Raw genomic sequence first — 19,841 nt, forward strand, 5'->3', positions numbered from 1 at the left:
TAACATTATTATTACATTCGGATGAGCACTTTTTCACTGACATATTGCGGAGTCAATTATGCTAAACCAGTTAGAAAGCCTGACAGAGCGCGTTGGAGGAAGTAACACACTTGTCGACCATTGGCTACTTGTACGTAAGCAACTTCTCGTCTCTTACTACAATCTGGTTGGCATTAAGCCTGGCAAAGGATCGTACATGCAGCTGAACGAAAAAGCGCTGGACGATTTTTGTCACAATCTGGTGGAGTATCTCTCCGCAGGCCACTTCAGTATTTATGAACGCGTCATTAGCGAAATGGAAGGGAATAGCCCACTTTTAGTCGCTACCCAACTTTACCCTTTGCTTGAAGCGAACACCGTCGAAATCATGGATTATTATGATTCCAGCCTCGAAAATGCCATCGACGACGACAACTGCCTTGAATTCCAGCAAGCGCTTTCTGGCATCGGCGAGGCGCTTGCCGCTCGCTTTACGCTGGAAGACAAACTGATTGAGCTGGCCTTTGATTACGACCTCAATGAGAGCGCCAATGACGAAAGCGGCATGGCGCGTCCGGCTTGAATTCTTAAAAAGTAACGCGTAGTTTAAAAAGCAGTTCCCCGTCTGAGGACGGGGTTTTTCTTGTCGGAGTGCCTATCTCTCCACAACATGATTCGCCATGCCGCGAAGCGGCGCGAAAGATGAAGTGGAAAAGGCTGAGACCGTTAATTCGGGATCCGCGGAACCTGATCAGGTTAAAACCTGCGAAGGGAACAAGAGTAATCCATTCACATCAGCCACCCTTACGGGCGGTTTGCTGCCATTACTCCATCCGTCGTCTGACAAGCCATCTCCTTACTGTCTGGAATGAGCTATGTCTGCAAAACTTACACGCCGTGAACAACGCGCCCAGGCGCAACACTTTATCGACACGCTGGAAGGCACCGCGTTCCCCAACTCGCAACGCATTTATATCACCGGTTCCCAGCCGGATATTCGCGTGCCGATGCGCGAAATCCAGCTCAGCCCAACGCTGACTGGCGGCACGAAAGAACAACCACAGTTTGAAGAGAACGAAGCGGTACCGGTTTACGACACTTCCGGCCCGTATGGTGATCCGGCGATCGCCATCGATGTGCAGCAAGGCCTGGCGAAGCTACGCGCACCGTGGATAGCCGCGCGTGATGACAGCGAAACGCTCGACGCACGCAGTTCGGCCTATACCAACGCACGTCTGGCAGATGAAGGGCTTGATGAGCTGCGCTTCAGCGGGCTACTGACCCCACGCCGCGCCAAAAAAGGCCAGTGTGTGACTCAGTTGCACTATGCGCGCCAGGGGATCGTTACCCCGGAGATGGAATTTATTGCCATCCGCGAAAATATGGGGCGCGAACGCATTCGCAGTGAAGTGCTGCGCAGGCAGCATCCTGGTGAAGGTTTTGGTGCCCGCCTGCCAGACAATATCACGGCGGAATTTGTGCGCGACGAAGTTGCCGCAGGCCGCGCGATTATTCCTGCCAACATCAACCACCCGGAATCGGAACCGATGATCATCGGGCGCAACTTCCTGGTAAAAGTGAATGCCAATATCGGTAATTCAGCCGTTACTTCATCCATCGAAGAAGAGGTGGAAAAACTGGTGTGGTCGACCCGCTGGGGCGCAGACACGGTGATGGATCTGTCCACTGGCCGCTATATCCATGAAACCCGCGAATGGATCCTGCGCAACAGCCCGGTGCCAATCGGTACCGTACCGATCTATCAGGCGCTGGAAAAGGTCAATGGGATCGCCGAAGATCTGACCTGGCCGGCCTTCCGCGATACGCTGCTCGAACAGGCTGAACAAGGAGTGGACTATTTCACGATCCACGCAGGCGTCCTGTTACGTTATGTGCCGATGACCGCGCAACGCCTGACTGGCATTGTTTCACGCGGCGGATCGATTATGGCCAAGTGGTGCCTCTCCCACCATCAGGAGAATTTTCTCTATACCCACTTCCGCGAGATTTGCGAAATCTGCGCCGCCTATGACGTCTCGCTGTCACTCGGCGACGGGCTGCGCCCCGGCTCGATTCAGGATGCTAACGATGAAGCCCAGTTTGCCGAACTGCATACGCTGGGTGAGTTGACCAAAATCGCCTGGGAGTATGACGTACAGGTGATGATTGAAGGCCCGGGCCATGTTCCGATGCAGATGATCCGCCGCAACATGACCGAAGAGCTGGAACACTGCCACGAAGCACCGTTCTACACGCTGGGGCCATTGACCACCGATATAGCCCCAGGTTACGACCACTTCACTTCTGGCATTGGCGCCGCCATGATTGGCTGGTTTGGCTGCGCCATGCTCTGTTACGTCACGCCAAAAGAGCACCTCGGTCTGCCAAATAAAGAGGATGTGAAACAAGGGCTGATCACCTACAAAATTGCTGCCCATGCGGCCGATCTGGCAAAAGGCCACCCTGGCGCGCAAATCCGCGACAATGCCATGTCAAAAGCGCGCTTTGAGTTCCGCTGGGAAGACCAGTTCAACCTCGCGTTGGATCCGTTTACCGCCCGTGCTTACCATGATGAAACCCTGCCGCAGGAGTCCGGCAAAATTGCCCATTTCTGCTCCATGTGCGGCCCTAAATTCTGCTCCATGAAAATCTCTCAGGAAGTGCGCGATTACGCGGCAGCGCAGGCTATCGAAGTCGGAATGCATGATAAGTCGGCGGACTTTCGCGCCCGCGGCGGTGAAATCTACCTGAAGAAGGAGGAAGCCTGATGTACCAACCCGACTTTCCTCCGGTACCGTTCCGTCTCGGTCTCTACCCGGTGGTGAACAGCGTGGAGTGGATCGCACGGCTGCTGGAGGCTGGCGTACGTACGCTGCAATTACGCATCAAAGATCAGCGCGACGAAGAAGTCGAAGACGATGTCATGGCCGCAATCGCGCTGGGACGTCGTTACCACGCGCGGCTGTTTATTAATGATTACTGGCGACTGGCGATTAAGCACAACGCCTATGGTGTGCACCTCGGGCAGGAGGATCTGGAAACCACCGATTTAAGCGCCATACGCGCTGCGGGTTTGCGCCTGGGTGTTTCAACCCATGACGATATGGAAATTGACGTAGCGCTGGCGGCACGGCCCTCTTATATCGCGCTCGGTCACGTTTTCCCTACGCAAACCAAACAGATGCCCTCGGCACCGCAGGGGCTTGAACAACTGGCACGCCACATTGCGCGACTGCAAGATTACCCCACAGTGGCAATTGGCGGCATCACGCTTTCGCGGGCGCAGGATGTGCTGGCAACCGGTGTTGGCAGCATCGCTGTGGTTAGCGCCATCACGCAAGCCAGAGACTGGCGGCAGGCCACTCATCAGTTACTGGAACTGGCGGGGGTCGGTGATGAATGATCGCGATTTTATGCGTTACAGCCGCCAGATCCTGCTGGAGGACATCGCTATTGCGGGCCAGCAGAAGCTGCTTGCCAGCCGGGTGCTGATTATCGGTCTTGGTGGTCTTGGCGCTCCAGCGGCCGTCTATCTTGCCGGCGCGGGCATCGGAACCCTGGTGCTGGCGGATGATGACGCCATACATTTGAGCAACCTGCAGCGGCAGATCCTCTTTACTACCGACGATATCAACCAGCCGAAAACCCAGGTTACCGCCCAGCGTTTACGGCAGCTCAACCCCGATATCGAACTCGTTGCGTTACAACAGCGTTTAGGGGGCGAAGCATTGCTCCAGCAGGTCGCGCAGGCCGATGTGGTACTCGACTGCAGTGACAATATGCTCACACGGCAGGCTATTAACGCCGCATGTGTGGCGCTCGAAACCCCGCTGGTAACCGCTAGCGCGGTGGGCTTTGGCGGCCAGTTAATGGTGCTGACGCCGCCGTGGCAACAAGGGTGTTACCGCTGCCTGTGGCCGGACGAAAGCGAACCGGAACGCAACTGCCGCACGGCGGGCATTGTTGGCCCGGTAGTCGGCATTATGGGCGCGATGCAGGCGCTGGAAACCATCAAACTGTTAAGTGGAATGAACACCACCAGCGGTGAGCTGCGGCTGTTTGATGCCCGCACCAATCTCTGGCGCACGCTGGCATTGCACCGCGCCAGTAACTGCCCGGTCTGTGGGGGGCAACATGCACATACGCTTCAATGATGAGCCTATGCACTGTGCTGCAGGGCTTACTGTCTCCGCGCTGCTTAACCAACTCAACCAGTTAAAACCAGGTGTGGCGCTGGCATTAAACGAACAGATCCTGCCGCGCGAGCAGTGGGAAGACCATCTCGTGCAGGACGGCGATCGCATCCTGCTATTTCAGGTTATTGCAGGGGGCTGAAATGTTACGAATTGCAGATAAATCATTTACTTCACGCTTATTTACCGGCACCGGGAAATTTGCCTCGCCAGAGGTTATGGTCGAAGCAATCCATGCCTCCGGCAGTGAACTGGTGACGCTGGCAATGAAGCGCGTCGATCTCCGTCAGCATAATGACGGCATTTTGCAGCCGCTACGCGAAGCGGGCGTCACCTTGCTACCTAACACATCCGGGGCAAAAAATGCCGAAGAGGCGATATTCGCCGCCCAGCTGGCGCGGGAAGCACTGGGAACATCCTGGTTAAAGCTGGAAATCCACCCGGATGCGCGTTGGCTGCTGCCCGATCCGATTGAGACACTGCGCGCCGCAGAAAAACTGGTGAGGATGGGCTTTGTCGTGCTGCCTTACTGTGGTGCCGATCCGGTCTTATGCAAACGGCTCGAAGAGGTGGGCTGCGCAGCCGTTATGCCGCTGGGTGCGCCGATTGGCTCAAACCAGGGGCTGGAAACCCGGGCGATGCTGGAGATCATCATTGAGCAGGCTCACGTGCCGGTGGTGGTCGATGCCGGGATCGGTGCGCCCAGCCATGCCGCGCAGGCACTGGAGATGGGTGCCGATGCCGTGCTGGTGAATACCGCCATTGCGGTGGCTGACTCCCCAGTCATGATGGCACGCGCTTTTCGTCTGGCCATAGAAGCCGGTGCGCTGGCGCGTGAAGCCGTACCGGGAGCCCGCCAGCGCCATGCCGCCGCTACCAGCCCGCTGACGGGTTTCCTGGAGGCTTCGTTATGATGACCTTTACTGACCACTGGCGGCAGTTGAACTGGGACGACATTCGCCTGCGCATCCACAGTAAAACGGCAGCGGATGTTGAACGGGCGCTTCATGCCAGGCAACCGACGCGTGACGATTTGATGGCCCTGCTCTCGCCTGCCGCCAGCGCCTTTCTTGAACCAATGGCACAACGAGCGCAGCAGATGACGCGTCAGCGTTTTGGCAATACGGTAAGCTTCTATGTGCCGCTCTACCTTTCTAACCTGTGCGCCAATGACTGTACCTACTGCGGGTTCTCAATGAGCAACCGGCTGAAACGCAAAACGCTGGATGAAAGCGAAATAGCCCGTGAGTGTGCGGCAATACGTGAACTGGGGTTCGAACACCTGTTGCTGGTCACGGGTGAACACCAGGGGAAAGTGGGCATGGACTATTTCCGCCGTCACTTCCCGGCAATTCGCCGCCAGTTTGCTTCGCTACAGATGGAAGTCCAGCCCCTTTCGCAAGATGAGTATGCCGAGCTAAAAACGCTCGGTCTGGATGGCGTCATGGTCTATCAGGAGACATACCATGAAAGTACCTATGCCCGACACCATTTGCGCGGCCATAAACAGGATTTCTTCTGGCGTTTAGAAACACCGGACAGGCTGGGGCGTGCGGGTATCGATAAGATTGGACTCGGCGCGTTAATTGGCCTTGCCGACAGCTGGCGGGTGGACTGTTTTATAGTGGCGGAACATCTGTTGTGGTTGCAGCAGCACTACTGGCAGAGCCGTTATTCTATTTCTTTCCCCCGGCTGCGCCCTTGTGCGGGCGGTATTACGCCTGCGTCGATCATGGATGAGCGCCAGCTAGTGCAGACCATTTGCGCCTTTCGTCTGTTTGCCCCGGATGTGGAGTTGTCATTATCGACCCGTGAATCGCCGCACTTTCGCGATCATGTCATTCCCCTTGCGATCAATAATGTCAGTGCGTTTTCCAAAACACAGCCCGGCGGCTATGCGGATGACCATCCTGAGCTGGAACAATTCGCGCCTCACGACAGCCGTCGGCCGCAGGAGGTAGCTAACGCTCTGTTGGCACGAGGATTACAACCGGTATGGAAAGACTGGGACATCTGGTTGGGAAGAACACCCAAAAAAAATAGCAACGGACTGATAATGAATTAAAATTTCTCGATGTCGCTCGGAAAACCAGGATCATGTTGTCGCGTACAGACAGCCGGATGCTGCATTATTTCATTGTCAGTTATCTTACTGACAGGAGTTAACCACGATGAACCCCTCACGCATCATTTAACTCCGACCCACTGGCTGGCGTAAAAAACCAGCCAGTTTTCATTTGCATCCCCCCGTTACAGCCATAGAGCACAATATTTAGTCATCGCGTCCTCTCCAGGGGTTATAATTTTACGCATAATAATTTCCGGCACGGCGACGAGTCGGCTGCCTGATAAAACGACTTCTTTTCTCCAGCCCTTATACTTTTACCTGTCACTACTATGATGAATGCTCAAGGATATGAAAATTCACAGCCGACAACTCTCGTTCACGATGCCGATACTGGTGAGCTTCGCCGGGATTTTCGTCAGTTTTATCGTGATCGCCCTTCTGGTTACCTTCGGCCAGCGCAAAGAAATGCTGGAGGAATATCATGATATTAACCGTAACTTCACCCATAACCTGGCCGTCAACTACACGCAGTTGATCCTGCGGGAAAATGACTACATCCTGAATCGGGCGGCTCTATTTTTCGCCCAGGGCGATCGCGTAGAGGAAACTGTCAACAGTGATCGTGAGGGCGGGTTGCGCTTACTGATGCAACTGCTGGCATTAATGCCCACTGTGTCATCCATTTCTCTGGCGGATTCACATGGCATGTATTTACGCGCCCCACAAGTGATTGCCAGCGACGTCAGCGATCGCTTCGATGCCAGCTCGCGGCCGTGGTTTGTTCATCAGGCTGAGGCCAGCATGTTTAACCACTACACCAGCATCTACACGGATTACTTTACTCACAACCCCACGGTGAGTATCTACAAGCCCGTGATTGCACTTGATGGCAAGCTGAAAGGGACGCTGGCTTTTCATCTCGACCTGGCATCAATGGGCTTTACGCTACGCAGTATGCAAGCCCCCATGCCGGGAGAATTTTTGGTGGTCGATCGTGAAGGTAAAGCGATGCTGCACCCGGACACAGGAGCGCTGTTTAAAACCTTCGTCAGCCCGCAGCTGTTGTCGTTAATGACCAGCGGCGAAGGCGCGTTCTACGATAAAAAAACGGCGTCCTGGTATTACTACTACTCCTTTACCAACCCGGACTGGTTTGCCGTTTACAAGGTTTCCGAACACACGCTGGATAATCATGTGCGTCATACCAGCCTGATCGTGGGTTGGGGATTTGGAACGGCAGCGGTCGTGCTTATCTTGTTTGCGCTTTATTTGCGTCATGCTGCCCGCACGGTGCTTATCAACATTATCAATGCCATCAACACAGGCGATGTTAAACAAGCGCCAAAACTGGAAGCCATGCTGAGCAAAGCAATAAAGAGCAATAAAGAGCGCGAGCAGTCCTGGGTACGGCAGGCCACCATGGATGCGCTAACGAACTGCAAAAACCGACGCGCCTTTGATGGCGATATTGCGACGTTAATGAACGATCATCAGCCATTTGCCCTGGCGTTAGTGGATATCGACAATTTCAAATCGATCAACGACACCTGGGGGCATTTAAACGGTGACATCGTGCTGCGTAACGTCGCGCGCGAAGGCATCCAGGTGATGCAGCCACACAGCATTTCGGTTTATCGCTATGGCGGTGAAGAGTTTGCGGTCATTTTCCCGGAGCAGCACATCGCTAATGCGCTGGCGCTGCTGGAACAGTGGCGCATAAACGTATCGAATCGCAGCTGGCGTGAAGAGGGCCTGGTCGTTACGTTCAGTGCAGGTTTAGGCGAATGGCATATGGAACCGCTCGACCAACTCGTCACCCACGTTGATGAAGCACTCTATAAAGCGAAGCAACAAGGGAAGAACCGGATCCTGCAGACAAGCGCCTGACAATGTCTGTGAAGTTGCACCAGTTGTAACCGGTTTCAGGAAAAGCGGGATTCTTTGTGATGCTATACACACAATCACTGTAAAGCGGTTGTTGGATCCGGCGCTGCCGGATCATTATCAATTATCCCATCAACACCGAGGCTGACTATGAAAAACATCGTTTTATGCTGTGCGGCGGGTATGTCCACCAGCATGTTGGTGCAACGCATGAAAGACGCAGCGCAGAAAAAAGGCGTCGAGGTTTCTATCAAGGCAGTACCTGTTGCGGAATTTAAAGACGAAATTGCAACGGCAGATATCGTGTTGCTGGGGCCGCAGGTGAAATACGAACAGGCAAAATTGCAGGCTCAGGCGGAACCGCTGGGTAAAAAGGTGGCGGTAATAGACATGATGGATTACGGCATGATGAAAGGTGATGTCGTACTGGAGAAGGCCCTTAAGCTACTGGAGTGAGCGCGTGGAAGATTTAGAAAGCATTATTATGGAATTGCTGGTTAACGCCGGGGCAGCACGTAGCCAGGCGCTGACCGCGCTGCAACTGGCACGCAAAAATGATTTCGCGGGTGCCGAACAAGCGATGGAAGAGTCGCGCGAGTACGTTAAAGCGGCGCATAAAATCCAGACTCAGCTGATCGGGCTGGATGAAGGCACCGGTAAACTGCCGGTCAATTTGATCACTGTCCATTCGCAGGATCATCTGATGAACGCCATGGTTATTCAGGATCTGGCTGGCGATCTAATCGAGCTTTACCGCCGGTTGCCTCCGCACGACTGATCATCTCTCTTCATGAAAATGCCCGCGCTGCGGGCTTTTTTGTTGCTGCCAGAAGTGGTGACGTGTTTTACGCATAAATTTATGGCACAACATAGCATTCTCTTTGACACCAGCCCTGACAGGTCATCTATGCCCGCCGTGCCGTTTCCTTTTTATACCTGCACTCTTCTGCTGATTTTGCTGCTCAGGGTCTGCCTGCAACGCGCGGCTGGCTACCGTAGCGCGGCCACATTTATTGGCGGCTGCGTACTGCTGGTTTTCATGGCTGCACTACGCTGGCAGTACGATGCCGTCCTCCTGCGTCAGCTCCAGTCGATTATTGCCATTGCGTTGCCGCCGTTGGCCTGGCGCTGCTTTGCCCGTCTGACCTTACAAAACAGGCAACGAAAATTCCCCCGCTATCTGATTGCTCCGCTTATCGCACTGGTACTTAACCTCGCCGCCCCGACGATGACGGATGTCATACTGATGCTGCTGTACATGGGTTATGGTGCTGCGTTGATCAGAACCGCACGACAAGGAGCCGATGCCTTTGTCTTCACCCGCCTGCAGGATGCCGGAGCCGCCTCGTTAATGACGTTTATTGCAGGCTGTTTTCTCTGCTTTTCCGGCCTGACGGATTTAGCCATCGCGATAGATTACGGTGTTTATCAGGGGCAACAAGCCCCGCAACTGGTGGCGCTATCACAGGCAGTGTTGCTGCCTTTTATCTGCGTCGCCATCGTCTACAGTGGGAAGAAAGTACCGTCTGTTGGTACCGTCATGGCAGAACCGGCAGAGGTAATTCGCCCTGCCGGTGAAGATGCTGAACATCTCTGCCAGCGTATCGAAGCGCGCATTGATCATGAAAAGTGGTTCCTGCAAACCGATCTCACGCTTAATACACTGGCGAGAAAATTAGGGATCCCTGCCAGGCAAATCTCACAAGCTGTAAACCAGGCGCGCGGCTGCAACGTATCGCAATGGATCAATCGCTTTCGCATCCTGTATGCTCAGCGTTTACTGCTGGAGAGCACGGCGCCGGTCACCGATATCATGCTGGATGCCGGGTTTGCGACGAAATCCAATTTTAACCGTGAGTTCGCGCGTATTAGCGGGATGACGCCAACGGATTACCGGCGCGCGGCGGTTGGTATGCCAGCGCCTGATTAAGAAACTGGCTGATCTCCGCAAACAGATGTTGATGAATAGCGCTACGGCTGAGCGTACCGCCGTCTTCACAGACAACGCCATCGCCAGGCGTTTCTTGTTCAATCAGCGCTACCGCGCCAGGTTTACACATCTGCATAAAGCTAAAATGCGTCGCGCCGGCGACACGTCGATAGCGCTGGCGTTCAGCCGGAATATGCTCAACCAGATAACCTGACTCCAGCCGGGCGGGGAGTGCGTCACTGTCTGCCTGCGCAGCCATAATCAGTACGGGCACCATTATCTGATGCAGACTCTCCGGACGGAATCCTCGCGCCAGACCGAGATCCAGCGAAACCACAGCCTTAATTCGCGGCTCACGTGCATCCTCTGCCAGCTTTCTGGCGGCAAGAGGCTGGTCGATCCCCAGCGTCGCGGTCAGTTTACAACCCGACAGCTGCGCATGTTGCTGGCAATCCGTCATAAAGCGCTGTGCATCGAAGCGGGCTCCGGCCAGTTCCAACACCGTCCAGCCACCGAGCGAATGTCCAGTCGCCGCAATACGCTGGCGATCTACCTGTCCGGCAAGCTCGGGATTGCCGATCACTTTATCCAGTACGTGCTGAAGATCCTGCGGGCGTAGCCATAATTGCTGTGCATCCTGCGGATGTTGGTTACGCGTGGTTGTGCCTGGATGATCAACCGCCGCTACAATATATCCTTGCAAAGCCATCTGTTGCGCCAGCCAGTTAAGGTTACGCCAGTTGCCGCCATAACCGTGGGAAATCAGCAGTAAAGGATGATCGCCAGGCGCGGGTTTTGCCTCGCGTAGCGCCTGCGTGCCACGAAATACAATATTGTCCCCTATCGTTTGCGGCGCACCACGTTCCAGGGTGGGATACCAGAGCGCGACATCCAACGGCCGGGGATTATCTTCATTAATACGCAACTGACGGAAAGCGGTTTCGCCCCAGACGGTGCAGCTCATCAGAACAGTAAATAACAGAACGAAAAGACGTGACATATTTGAGTACCAGGTTAATTAACGCAGGCCTATTCTGGTCTCATATGCCGAAAGGACGCGTCCTGAAACGCGATCGAGGACGTTTTTGACGGTGATTTGATGGGGGACTGATAAAGTGCAGGCATAAAAAAACCCGCCGAAGCGGGTTTTTTAAGTGCGAGACAGTTACTCGTTGTCTGAGCCGCCCAGACCTGCGTTCAGCAGTTCTGCCAGGCTCGCGGTCGCATCTTCCGCAGTGACCTGCGGTGCTGCCGGCAGTTCGCCAGCTGCGCGACGACGCATACGATCCTGGTGGTACGCATAACCGGTACCGGCCGGGATCAGACGACCCACGATAACGTTCTCTTTCAGACCGCGCAGTTCGTCGCGTTTGCCCGCAACCGCTGCTTCGGTAAGCACACGAGTCGTCTCCTGGAACGATGCCGCGGAGATGAAGGACTCGGTAGCCAGAGACGCTTTGGTGATACCCAGCAGATCGCGTGCATAAGTTGCACCGATTTTGCCGTTCGCTTCCAGATCGCGGTTAGCAATCTTAACGCGAGAGTATTCAACCTGCTCACCTTCGAGGAACTCGGAGCTGCCCGCGTTCACGATGGTGGCTTTACGCAGCATCTGACGAACGATAACTTCGATGTGCTTATCGTTGATCTTAACGCCCTGCAGACGGTAAACGTCCTGTACTTCGTTGGTGATATAACGCGTTACCGCATGTACGCCACGAAGACGCAGAATGTCGTGCGGCGCTTCCGGACCGTCGGAAACTACGTCACCACGTTCTACACGTTCACCTTCAAACACGTTGAGCTGACGCCATTTCGGGATCATCTCTTCGTACGGATCGCTACCGTCAACCGGCGTGATCACCAGACGGCGTTTACCTTTGGTTTCTTTACCGAAGGAAATGATACCGCTGATTTCAGCCAGGATTGCCGGCTCTTTCGGACGACGTGCTTCGAACAGATCCGCAACGCGCGGCAGACCACCGGTAATATCCTTGGTACCGCCGGATTCCTGCGGAATACGCGCCAGGGTGTCACCAGAGCTGATCTGAACGCCATCTTCCAGCTGAACGATCGCTTTACCCGGCAGGAAGTACTGGGCAGGCATATCGGTGCCCGGGATCAGTACATCATTGCCATTGGCGTCAACGATTTTCAGCGCCGGACGCAGGTCTTTACCGCCAGAGGTACGCTCTGCGGAGTCCAGCACCACCAGCGAAGACAGACCGGTCAGTTCGTCGGTCTGACGAGTAATGGTCTGGCCGTCGATCATGTCAGTGAAGCGAATGAAACCCGCCACTTCAGTGATAACCGGCATGGTATGCGGATCCCAGTTTGCTACGGTTTCGCCGCCAGCAACCTGCTCACCATCACCTTTCGCCATTACCGCACCGTAAGGCACTTTATAGCTTTCTTTGGTACGACCGAATTCGTCGATCAATTTCAGCTCAGTGTTACGGGAGGTGACAACCAGTTTACCGCTGGAGTTCACAACCGACTTCGCATTGCTCAGACGGATGCTACCTTTGTTTTTCACCTGGATGCTGGATTCAGCAGCCGCACGAGATGCCGCACCACCGATGTGGAACGTACGCATCGTCAGCTGAGTACCCGGCTCACCGATGGACTGTGCCGCGATAACGCCGATGGCTTCACCTTTGTTGATGATGTGACCACGCGCCAGGTCACGACCGTAGCAGTGAGCACATACACCAAAGTCGGTGTCACAAGATACAACGGAACGCACTTTAACAGAGTCGACAGAGTTCGCTTCCAGCAGGTCACACCATTGCTCGTGCAGCAGCGTGTTACGCGGAACCAGAATATCTGCGGTACCCGGTTTCAGAATGTCTTCAGCAGTCACACGACCCAGAACGCGATCGCGCAGCGGCTCTTTAACATCGCCACCTTCGATAACCGGCGTCATGGTGATCCCTTCAAGGGTGCCACAATCGTCTTCGGTTACTACCAGGTCCTGCGCAACGTCTACCAGACGACGCGTCAGGTAACCGGAGTTCGCTGTTTTCAGTGCGGTATCCGCCAGACCTTTACGCGCACCGTGAGTAGAAATGAAGTACTGGAGTACGTTCAGACCTTCACGGAAGTTCGCGGTGATCGGCGTTTCGATGATGGAGCCATCCGGCTTCGCCATCAGACCACGCATACCCGCAAGCTGACGAATCTGGGCTGCAGAACCACGCGCACCGGAGTCGGCCATCATGTAGATGCTGTTAAAGGAAACCTGCTGCTCTTCAACGCCGTCACGGTTAATCACGGTTTCAGTCTGCAGGTTATCCATCATCGCTTTGGATACGCGATCGTTCGCCGCAGCCCAAATATCGATAACTTTGTTATAGCGTTCGCCAGCGGTTACCAGACCAGACTGGAACTGCTCCTGGATCTCAGCAACTTCCGCTTCCGCTTCGCTGATGATCTCGTGTTTTTTCGCCGGGATGACCATGTCATCGATACCAACAGATGCACCTGAACGCGCTGCATAAGCAAAGCCGGTGTACATGGTCTGGTCAGCAAAAATAACGGTCGGTTTCAGGCCCAGAATGCGGTAACAGGTGTTCAGCATTTTGGAGATCGCTTTCTTGCCCAGCGCCTGGTTGACGATGGAGAAAGGCAGACCTTTCGGCACGATCATCCACAGAATCGCACGGCCAACGGTCGTGTCTTTCAGGCTGGTTTTCGCAACGAATTCGCCATTTGCATCTTTTTCGTATTCAGTGATACGCACTTTAACGCGCGCATGCAGAGAGGCCAGGCCAGCGCGATAGATGCGCTCAGCTTCTTTCGGGCCAGTCAGCACCATGCCTTCGCCTTTGGCGTTAACACAGTCACGGGTCATGTAGTACAGACCCAGTACAACGTCCTGAGACGGAACGATGATAGGCTCGCCGTTCGCCGGAGACAGAATGTTGTTAGTAGACATCATCAGCGCACGCGCTTCGAGCTGGGCTTCCAGCGTCAGCGGTACGTGAACAGCCATCTGGTCACCATCGAAGTCGGCGTTATAGGCCGCACAAACCAGCGGGTGCAGCTGGATAGCTTTACCTTCGATCAGTACCGGTTCAAATGCCTGGATACCCAGACGGTGCAGTGTTGGTGCACGGTTCAGCAGTACCGGGTGTTCGCGGATCACTTCGTCCAGGATATCCCAAACGACAGCTTCTTCACGCTCAACCATTTTCTTCGCAGCTTTGATGGTGGTGGCCAGGCCACGCAGTTCCAGCTTGCCGTAAATGAACGGTTTGAACAGTTCCAGCGCCATTTTCTTCGGCAGACCGCACTGATGCAGACGCAGGTATGGACCTACGGTGATGACAGAACGGCCTGAGTAGTCAACACGCTTACCGAGCAGGTTCTGACGGAAACGACCCTGTTTACCTTTGATCATATCGGCCAAAGATTTCAGCGGACGCTTGTTAGAACCGGTGATCGCACGACCGCGACGGCCGTTATCCAGCAGGGCGTCAACCGCTTCCTGCAGCATACGTTTTTCGTTGCGTACGATGATGTCCGGCGCCGCCAGATCCAACAGACGTTTCAGACGGTTGTTACGGTTGATCACGCGACGATACAGATCGTTCAGATCCGACGTTGCGAAACGACCACCATCCAGCGGAACCAGCGGACGCAGATCCGGCGGCAGCACTGGCAGAACGGTCAGGATCATCCACTCCGGTTTGTTACCAGACTGTACGAACGCTTCCAGCAGTTTGATACGCTTGGTCAGCTTCTTACGTTTGGTTTCGGAGTTGGTTTCATTCAGCTCTTCACGAAGTTGTTCGCATTCCTGCTCCAGATCCATGCTTTTCAGCAGGGCCTGAATAGCTTCGGCGCCCATTTTCGCGTCGAATTCGTCACCGAACTCTTCCAGCGCGTCCAGGTATTGTTCTTCGGTCAGGATCTGGTTACGTTCCAGATTGGTCATACCGCCTTCGATAACCACATAGGATTCGAAGTACAGAACACGTTCGATATCGCGCAGCGGCATATCCAGCAGCAGGCCGATACGGGACGGCAGAGATTTCAGGAACCAAATGTGGGCGGTAGGAGACGCCAGCTCAATGTGGCCCATGCGCTCACGACGCACTTTAGTCTGGGTCACTTCAACGCCGCACTTCTCGCAAATCACACCACGGTGTTTCAGGCGCTTGTACTTACCGCACAGGCACTCGTAGTCTTTTACTGGCCCGAAAATACGCGCACAGAAAAGGCCGTCACGCTCAGGCTTGAACGTACGGTAGTTGATGGTTTCCGGCTTCTTAACTTCACCAAAAGACCATGAACGGATCATGTCTGGCGAGGCCAGAGCAATTTTGATCGCATCAAACTCTTCGGTTTTAGTTTGCGCTTTCAGAAACTTTAATAAGTCTTTCACGGATTTGCTCCCGTCGGAGTTAGCACATTCCGCTGCCGGGGATTAGCCCGACAGCGGTGACCTGTTTGAGCGAGAATTACTCGTCTTCCAGTTCGATGTTGATACCCAGCGAACGAATCTCTTTCAACAGTACGTTGAAGGACTCTGGCATACCCGGTTCCATCTGATGGTTGCCGTCCACGATGTTTTTATACATCTTGGTACGACCGTTCACGTCATCAGACTTAACGGTAAGCATTTCCTGCAGGGTGTATGCTGCGCCATAAGCTTCCAGCGCCCACACTTCCATCTCCCCGAAGCGCTGACCACCGAACTGCGCCTTACCACCCAGCGGCTGCTGAGTAACCAGGCTGTAAGAACCGGTGGAACGCGCATGCATTTTGTCATCAACCAGGTGGTTCAGTTTCAGCATGTACATGTAGCCAACGGTAACCTGGCGCTCGAATTGCTCACCGGTACGACCGTCGAACAGCGTGATCTGACCGGAAGTCGGCAGGCCACCCAGCTGTAACAGTTCCTTGATTTCAGACTCTTTCGCACCGTCGAAGACCGGCGTTGCGATCGGCATGCCTTTGCGCAGGTTTTCAGCCAGACGCAGAACCTCATCATCGCTGAAGGTGTTCAGGTCAACTTTCTGGCGAACGTCAGCACCCAGATCGTACGCACGCTGGATGAATTCGCGCAGTTTGGCGACTTCTTGCTGCTGTTTCAGCATGGCGTTGATTTTATCGCCGATACCTTTCGCAGCCATACCCAGGTGAGTTTCCAGGATCTGACCAATGTTCATACGAGACGGTACGCCCAGCGGGTTCAGTACGATGTCTACCGGCGTGCCGTTTTCATCGTAAGGCATATCTTCGATCGGGTTGATCTTAGAGATAACACCCTTGTTACCGTGACGACCTGCCATTTTATCACCCGGCTGAATCTGACGTTTAACGGCCAGATAAACCTTAACAATCTTCAGCACGCCCGGTGCCAGATCGTCGCCCTGAGTGATTTTACGGCGTTTCGCTTCGAGTTTTTTCTCGAACTCGTGTTTCAGTTCGTCATACTGCTCAGCCAGTTGTTCCAGCTGATTTTGTTTCTCTTCGTCGGTCAGGCCCAGTTCCAGCCAGCGGTCACGCGGCAGTTTGTCGAGCTTATCAGCTTCAACACCGCCCGAAACCAGCACGCTGTGGATACGGCTAAACAGGCCAGCTTCGAGGATCTGCAGTTCTTCAGACAGGTCTTTTTTGGCCTGTTTGAGCTGCATTTCTTCGATTTCCAGCGCACGTTTGTCTTTTTCCACGCCATCACGGGTAAAGACCTGAACGTCGATTACCGTACCGGAGACACCGTTTGGTACGCGCAGAGAAGAGTCTTTAACATCAGACGCTTTCTCACCGAAGATCGCGCGCAGCAGTTTCTCTTCTGGCGTCAGCTGAGTTTCACCTTTCGGCGTTACCTTACCAACCAGAATGTCGCCGCCGGTCACTTCCGCACCGATGTAAACGATACCGGATTCATCCAGTTTGGAGAGTGCAGCTTCACCCACGTTCGGGATGTCTGCAGTGATCTCTTCCGGCCCCAGCTTGGTGTCACGGGACACACACGCCAGTTCCTGAATGTGAATCGTCGTGAAGCGATCTTCCTGAACCACACGCTCGGAAACGAGGATGGAGTCTTCGAAGTTGTAACCGTTCCACGGCATGAACGCGACGCGCATGTTCTGGCCAAGCGCCAGTTCACCGAGGTCGGTGGACGGGCCGTCAGCCAGCACATCGCCACGTTCAATTGGCTCGCCCAGGGAAACACACGGCATCTGGTTGATACAGGTGTTCTGGTTAGAACGGGTGTACTTGGTCAGGTTATAAATGTCGATACCTGCTTCGCCCGGGTACATCTCGTCTTCGTTAACTTTGATAACGATACGGGACGCATCCACGTACTGAACAGTACCGCCACGTTTAGCAACTGCGGTAACACCGGAGTCAACGGCAACAGCACGTTCCATACCGGTACCAACCAGCGGCTTATCAGAGCGCAGAGTCGGAACCGCCTGACGTTGCATGTTCGCACCCATCAATGCACGGTTGGCGTCATCGTGTTCCAGGAACGGGATCAGGGACGCACCGACGGAAACTACCTGCTGGGTGGAAACGTCCATGTAGTCAACCTGGTCGGCGCTGAACAGGCTCGATTCACCTTTGCTGCGGCAGGTTACCAGGTCTTCAGCAAAACGACCTTCTTCCGTCAGGTTGGTGTTCGCCTGCGCGATGACGTAGTTACCTTCTTCAATTGCAGAAAGGTAATGGATCTCGTCGGTTACCACGCCGTCGGTCACTTTACGATACGGAGTCTCAAGGAAGCCGTATTCGTTAGTCTGTGCATAGACGGACAGGGAGTTGATCAGACCGATGTTCGGACCTTCAGGCGTTTCGATAGGACATACGCGACCGTAGTGAGTCGGGTGTACGTCTCGAACTTCAAAGCCTGCGCGTTCACGGGTCAGACCGCCTGGGCCGAGTGCAGAAATACGACGCTTGTGCGTGATCTCAGATAGCGGGTTGTTCTGGTCCATAAACTGAGACAGCTGGCTGGAACCAAAGAACTCTTTCACTGCGGCAGAGATCGGCTTCGCGTTAATCATATCCTGCGGCATCAGGGTATCCAGATCGCCGAGAGACAGACGCTCTTTCACCGCACGTTCTACACGTACCAGGCCAACGCGGAACTGGTTTTCCGCCATTTCGCCTACGGAACGGATACGACGGTTGCCAAGGTGGTCGATATCATCCACTTCACCGATACCGTTACGGATACCGATGAGTTTTTTCATCACTTCGATGATGTCGTCGTTGCTCAGAATACCGGAACCTTCGATGCTGTCGCGCAGCAGGGAACGGTTGAACTTCATGCGACCAACCGCAGACAGATCGTAGCGGTCTTCGGAGAAGAACAGGTTCTCGAACAGGCTTTCGGCAGCTTCGCGAGTCGGCGGCTCACCGGGGCGCATCATGCGGTAGATTTCTACCAGCGCGCTCAGACGATCGTTAGTCGGGTCGACGCGTACGGTTTCAGAAATGTACGGGCCGTGGTCCAGATCGTTGGTGAACAGTGTTTCGATACGTTTGTGGCCCGCCTGGCTCAGCTTCGCCAGCAGATCGAGCGACAGCTCCATGTTTGCCGGGCAGATCAGCTCGCCAGTAGACTCATCAATGTAATCTTTAGACGCAACTTTACCGGCAATGTATTCAACCGGTACTTCAATATGCTGAATTTCGTCTTTTTCGAGCTGACGAATATGGCGCGCAGTGATGCGACGGCCTTTTTCAACATACATTTTGCCGTTCGCTTCGATGTCAAAAGAAGCGGTCTCGCCACGCAGACGTTCCGGCACCAGTTCCATCTGCAGTTTGTTGTCGCGAATTTCAAAGACCACTTTTTCGAAGAACAGGTCAAGGATCTGTTCAGTGGTGTAATTCAGCGCGCGCAGAATGATGGTAGCCGGCAGCTTACGGCGACGGTCGATACGAACGAACAGGTTATCTTTCGGATCGAACTCAAAGTCCAGCCATGACCCACGGTAAGGAATGATACGTGCGTTATAGAGCACCTTACCAGATGAGTGGGTTTTACCCTTATCGCTGTCAAAGAAGACGCCAGGGCTACGGTGCAGCTGAGAAACGATAACACGCTCGGTACCGTTAATAACAAAGGTACCGTTATCGGTCATGAGCGGGATCTCGCCCATGTAAACTTCTTGCTCTTTAATGTCTTTAACAGTGCCTTCCGGCGCTTCGCGCTCGTAGATCACCAGACGCAGCTTAACGCGCAGCGGTGCAGAATATGTCACGCCACGGATCTGACATTCTTTAACATCAAAGACAGGCTCGCCAAGACGGTAGCTGACGTATTGCAGTTCCGAATTGCCGCTGTAGCTTTTAATCGGGAACACGGAGCGGAAAGCCGCTTCCAGACCGTACTGCCCTTCAGGATCTTGCTCGATAAACTTCTGGAACGAGTCAAGCTGGATAGAAAGGAGATATGGAACATCCAGAACTTGTGGACGTTTACCAAAATCCTTACGAATACGTTTTTTCTCGGTATAGGAGTAAACCATAGGGTTCCTCAGCTCGCTGACAAGTCGACCCACTCTGTCCGTCGGTAGGACAGTTTATGCAACACTATTTTGTTGGACCGGAAAGTGGAGCACTTTCCGCAATGCTTGTTGCTATCACGCTTAAATCATTTCATTGCGGTTTACACAGAAGATGGCTTCTGCCGCAGTATATTAAGTCGTCGATAGAAACAAGCATTGTAAAGGTTACTGGCAGTCAAACAGTGTGAAACGCTGCCGGCACCTTACAGCGCAAAAAGGCTGGTGACCAAAAAGTCACCAGCCATCAGCCTGAT

At 54.1% G+C, this 19,841-nt stretch carries 14 protein-coding genes and 1 riboswitch; of the genes, 11 read left to right on the forward strand and 3 right to left on the reverse strand.

Features of this window, described 5'->3' with window-relative positions:
• Window positions 1–58: 58 nt before the first annotated feature.
• The 11 genes from rsd (at window position 59) to ACUY4S_RS21945 (ending at window position 10,054) form a co-directional block, all read left to right on the forward strand.
• Window positions 59–562, forward strand: coding sequence for a sigma D regulator (gene rsd, locus ACUY4S_RS21895; protein WP_312692824.1), 504 nt, complete (start codon window positions 59–61; stop codon window positions 560–562).
• A gap of 54 nt (window positions 563–616) precedes the next feature.
• A riboswitch (TPP riboswitch) is annotated at window positions 617–770 on the forward strand.
• 84 nt (window positions 771–854) lie between these two features.
• A complete protein-coding gene (gene thiC, locus ACUY4S_RS21900) occupies window positions 855–2,747 on the forward strand; it encodes a phosphomethylpyrimidine synthase ThiC (RefSeq protein WP_312692826.1) in 1,893 nt (630 codons plus the stop codon).
• Entirely contained in the window at window positions 2,747–3,382 is a 636-nt protein-coding gene (gene thiE, locus ACUY4S_RS21905) for a thiamine phosphate synthase (protein WP_458023526.1), read from the forward strand. The genes thiC and thiE overlap by 1 nt, the downstream gene beginning before the upstream one ends.
• Window positions 3,375–4,133, forward strand: coding sequence for a HesA/MoeB/ThiF family protein (locus ACUY4S_RS21910; RefSeq protein ID WP_312692829.1), 759 nt, complete (start codon window positions 3,375–3,377; stop codon window positions 4,131–4,133). The genes thiE and ACUY4S_RS21910 overlap by 8 nt, the downstream gene beginning before the upstream one ends.
• The gene (gene thiS, locus ACUY4S_RS21915; protein WP_312692831.1) at window positions 4,114–4,314 is read left to right on the forward strand and encodes a sulfur carrier protein ThiS; all 201 of its coding nucleotides are present in this window, start codon (window positions 4,114–4,116) and stop codon (window positions 4,312–4,314) included. The genes ACUY4S_RS21910 and thiS overlap by 20 nt, the downstream gene beginning before the upstream one ends.
• A 1-nt stretch (window position 4,315) precedes the next feature.
• The gene (gene thiG / locus ACUY4S_RS21920; protein ID WP_312692833.1) at window positions 4,316–5,086 is read left to right on the forward strand and encodes a thiazole synthase; all 771 of its coding nucleotides are present in this window, start codon (window positions 4,316–4,318) and stop codon (window positions 5,084–5,086) included.
• Window positions 5,083–6,237 (forward strand): 2-iminoacetate synthase ThiH, encoded by a 1,155-nt coding sequence (gene thiH, locus ACUY4S_RS21925; protein WP_312692835.1) that lies wholly within the window; start codon window positions 5,083–5,085, stop codon window positions 6,235–6,237. The genes thiG and thiH overlap by 4 nt, the downstream gene beginning before the upstream one ends.
• 351 nt (window positions 6,238–6,588) lie before the next feature.
• Entirely contained in the window at window positions 6,589–8,127 is a 1,539-nt protein-coding gene (locus tag ACUY4S_RS21930; protein WP_312692837.1) for a sensor domain-containing diguanylate cyclase, read from the forward strand.
• Window positions 8,128–8,274: 147 nt separating this feature from the next.
• Window positions 8,275–8,580, forward strand: a complete 306-nt coding sequence (locus tag ACUY4S_RS21935; protein WP_035890299.1) for a PTS sugar transporter subunit IIB — start codon at window positions 8,275–8,277, stop codon at window positions 8,578–8,580.
• Between the two features lie 4 nt (window positions 8,581–8,584).
• Window positions 8,585–8,902: a PTS lactose/cellobiose transporter subunit IIA gene (locus ACUY4S_RS21940; protein WP_312692839.1), complete on the forward strand. Its 318-nt coding sequence runs from the start codon at window positions 8,585–8,587 to the stop codon at window positions 8,900–8,902.
• A 12-nt stretch (window positions 8,903–8,914) separates the two neighbouring features.
• Window positions 8,915–10,054, forward strand: coding sequence for a helix-turn-helix domain-containing protein (locus tag ACUY4S_RS21945; RefSeq protein ID WP_458023525.1), 1,140 nt, complete (start codon window positions 8,915–8,917; stop codon window positions 10,052–10,054).
• Here the strand turns inward: ACUY4S_RS21945 and ACUY4S_RS21950 are convergent.
• From ACUY4S_RS21950 to rpoB, 3 genes are all read right to left on the reverse strand, one after another.
• Complete coding sequence (locus ACUY4S_RS21950) at window positions 9,993–11,054, reverse strand: alpha/beta hydrolase family protein (RefSeq protein ID WP_458023524.1); 1,062 nt, start codon at window positions 11,052–11,054, stop codon at window positions 9,993–9,995. The two genes, ACUY4S_RS21945 and ACUY4S_RS21950, sit on opposite strands and share 62 nt — an antisense overlap.
• A 165-nt stretch (window positions 11,055–11,219) precedes the next feature.
• Window positions 11,220–15,443: a DNA-directed RNA polymerase subunit beta' gene (gene rpoC, locus ACUY4S_RS21955; RefSeq protein WP_312692844.1), complete on the reverse strand. Its 4,224-nt coding sequence runs from the start codon at window positions 15,441–15,443 to the stop codon at window positions 11,220–11,222.
• A 76-nt stretch (window positions 15,444–15,519) separates the two neighbouring features.
• Window positions 15,520–19,548 carry a DNA-directed RNA polymerase subunit beta gene (gene rpoB / locus ACUY4S_RS21960; protein ID WP_312692846.1) on the reverse strand — a complete coding sequence of 1,343 codons (4,029 nt, stop codon included), beginning with the start codon at window positions 19,546–19,548 and terminating at the stop codon, window positions 15,520–15,522.
• Window positions 19,549–19,841: the final 293 nt, after the last annotated feature.

The sequence above is a fragment of the Kosakonia beeri genome, assembly GCF_054165705.1.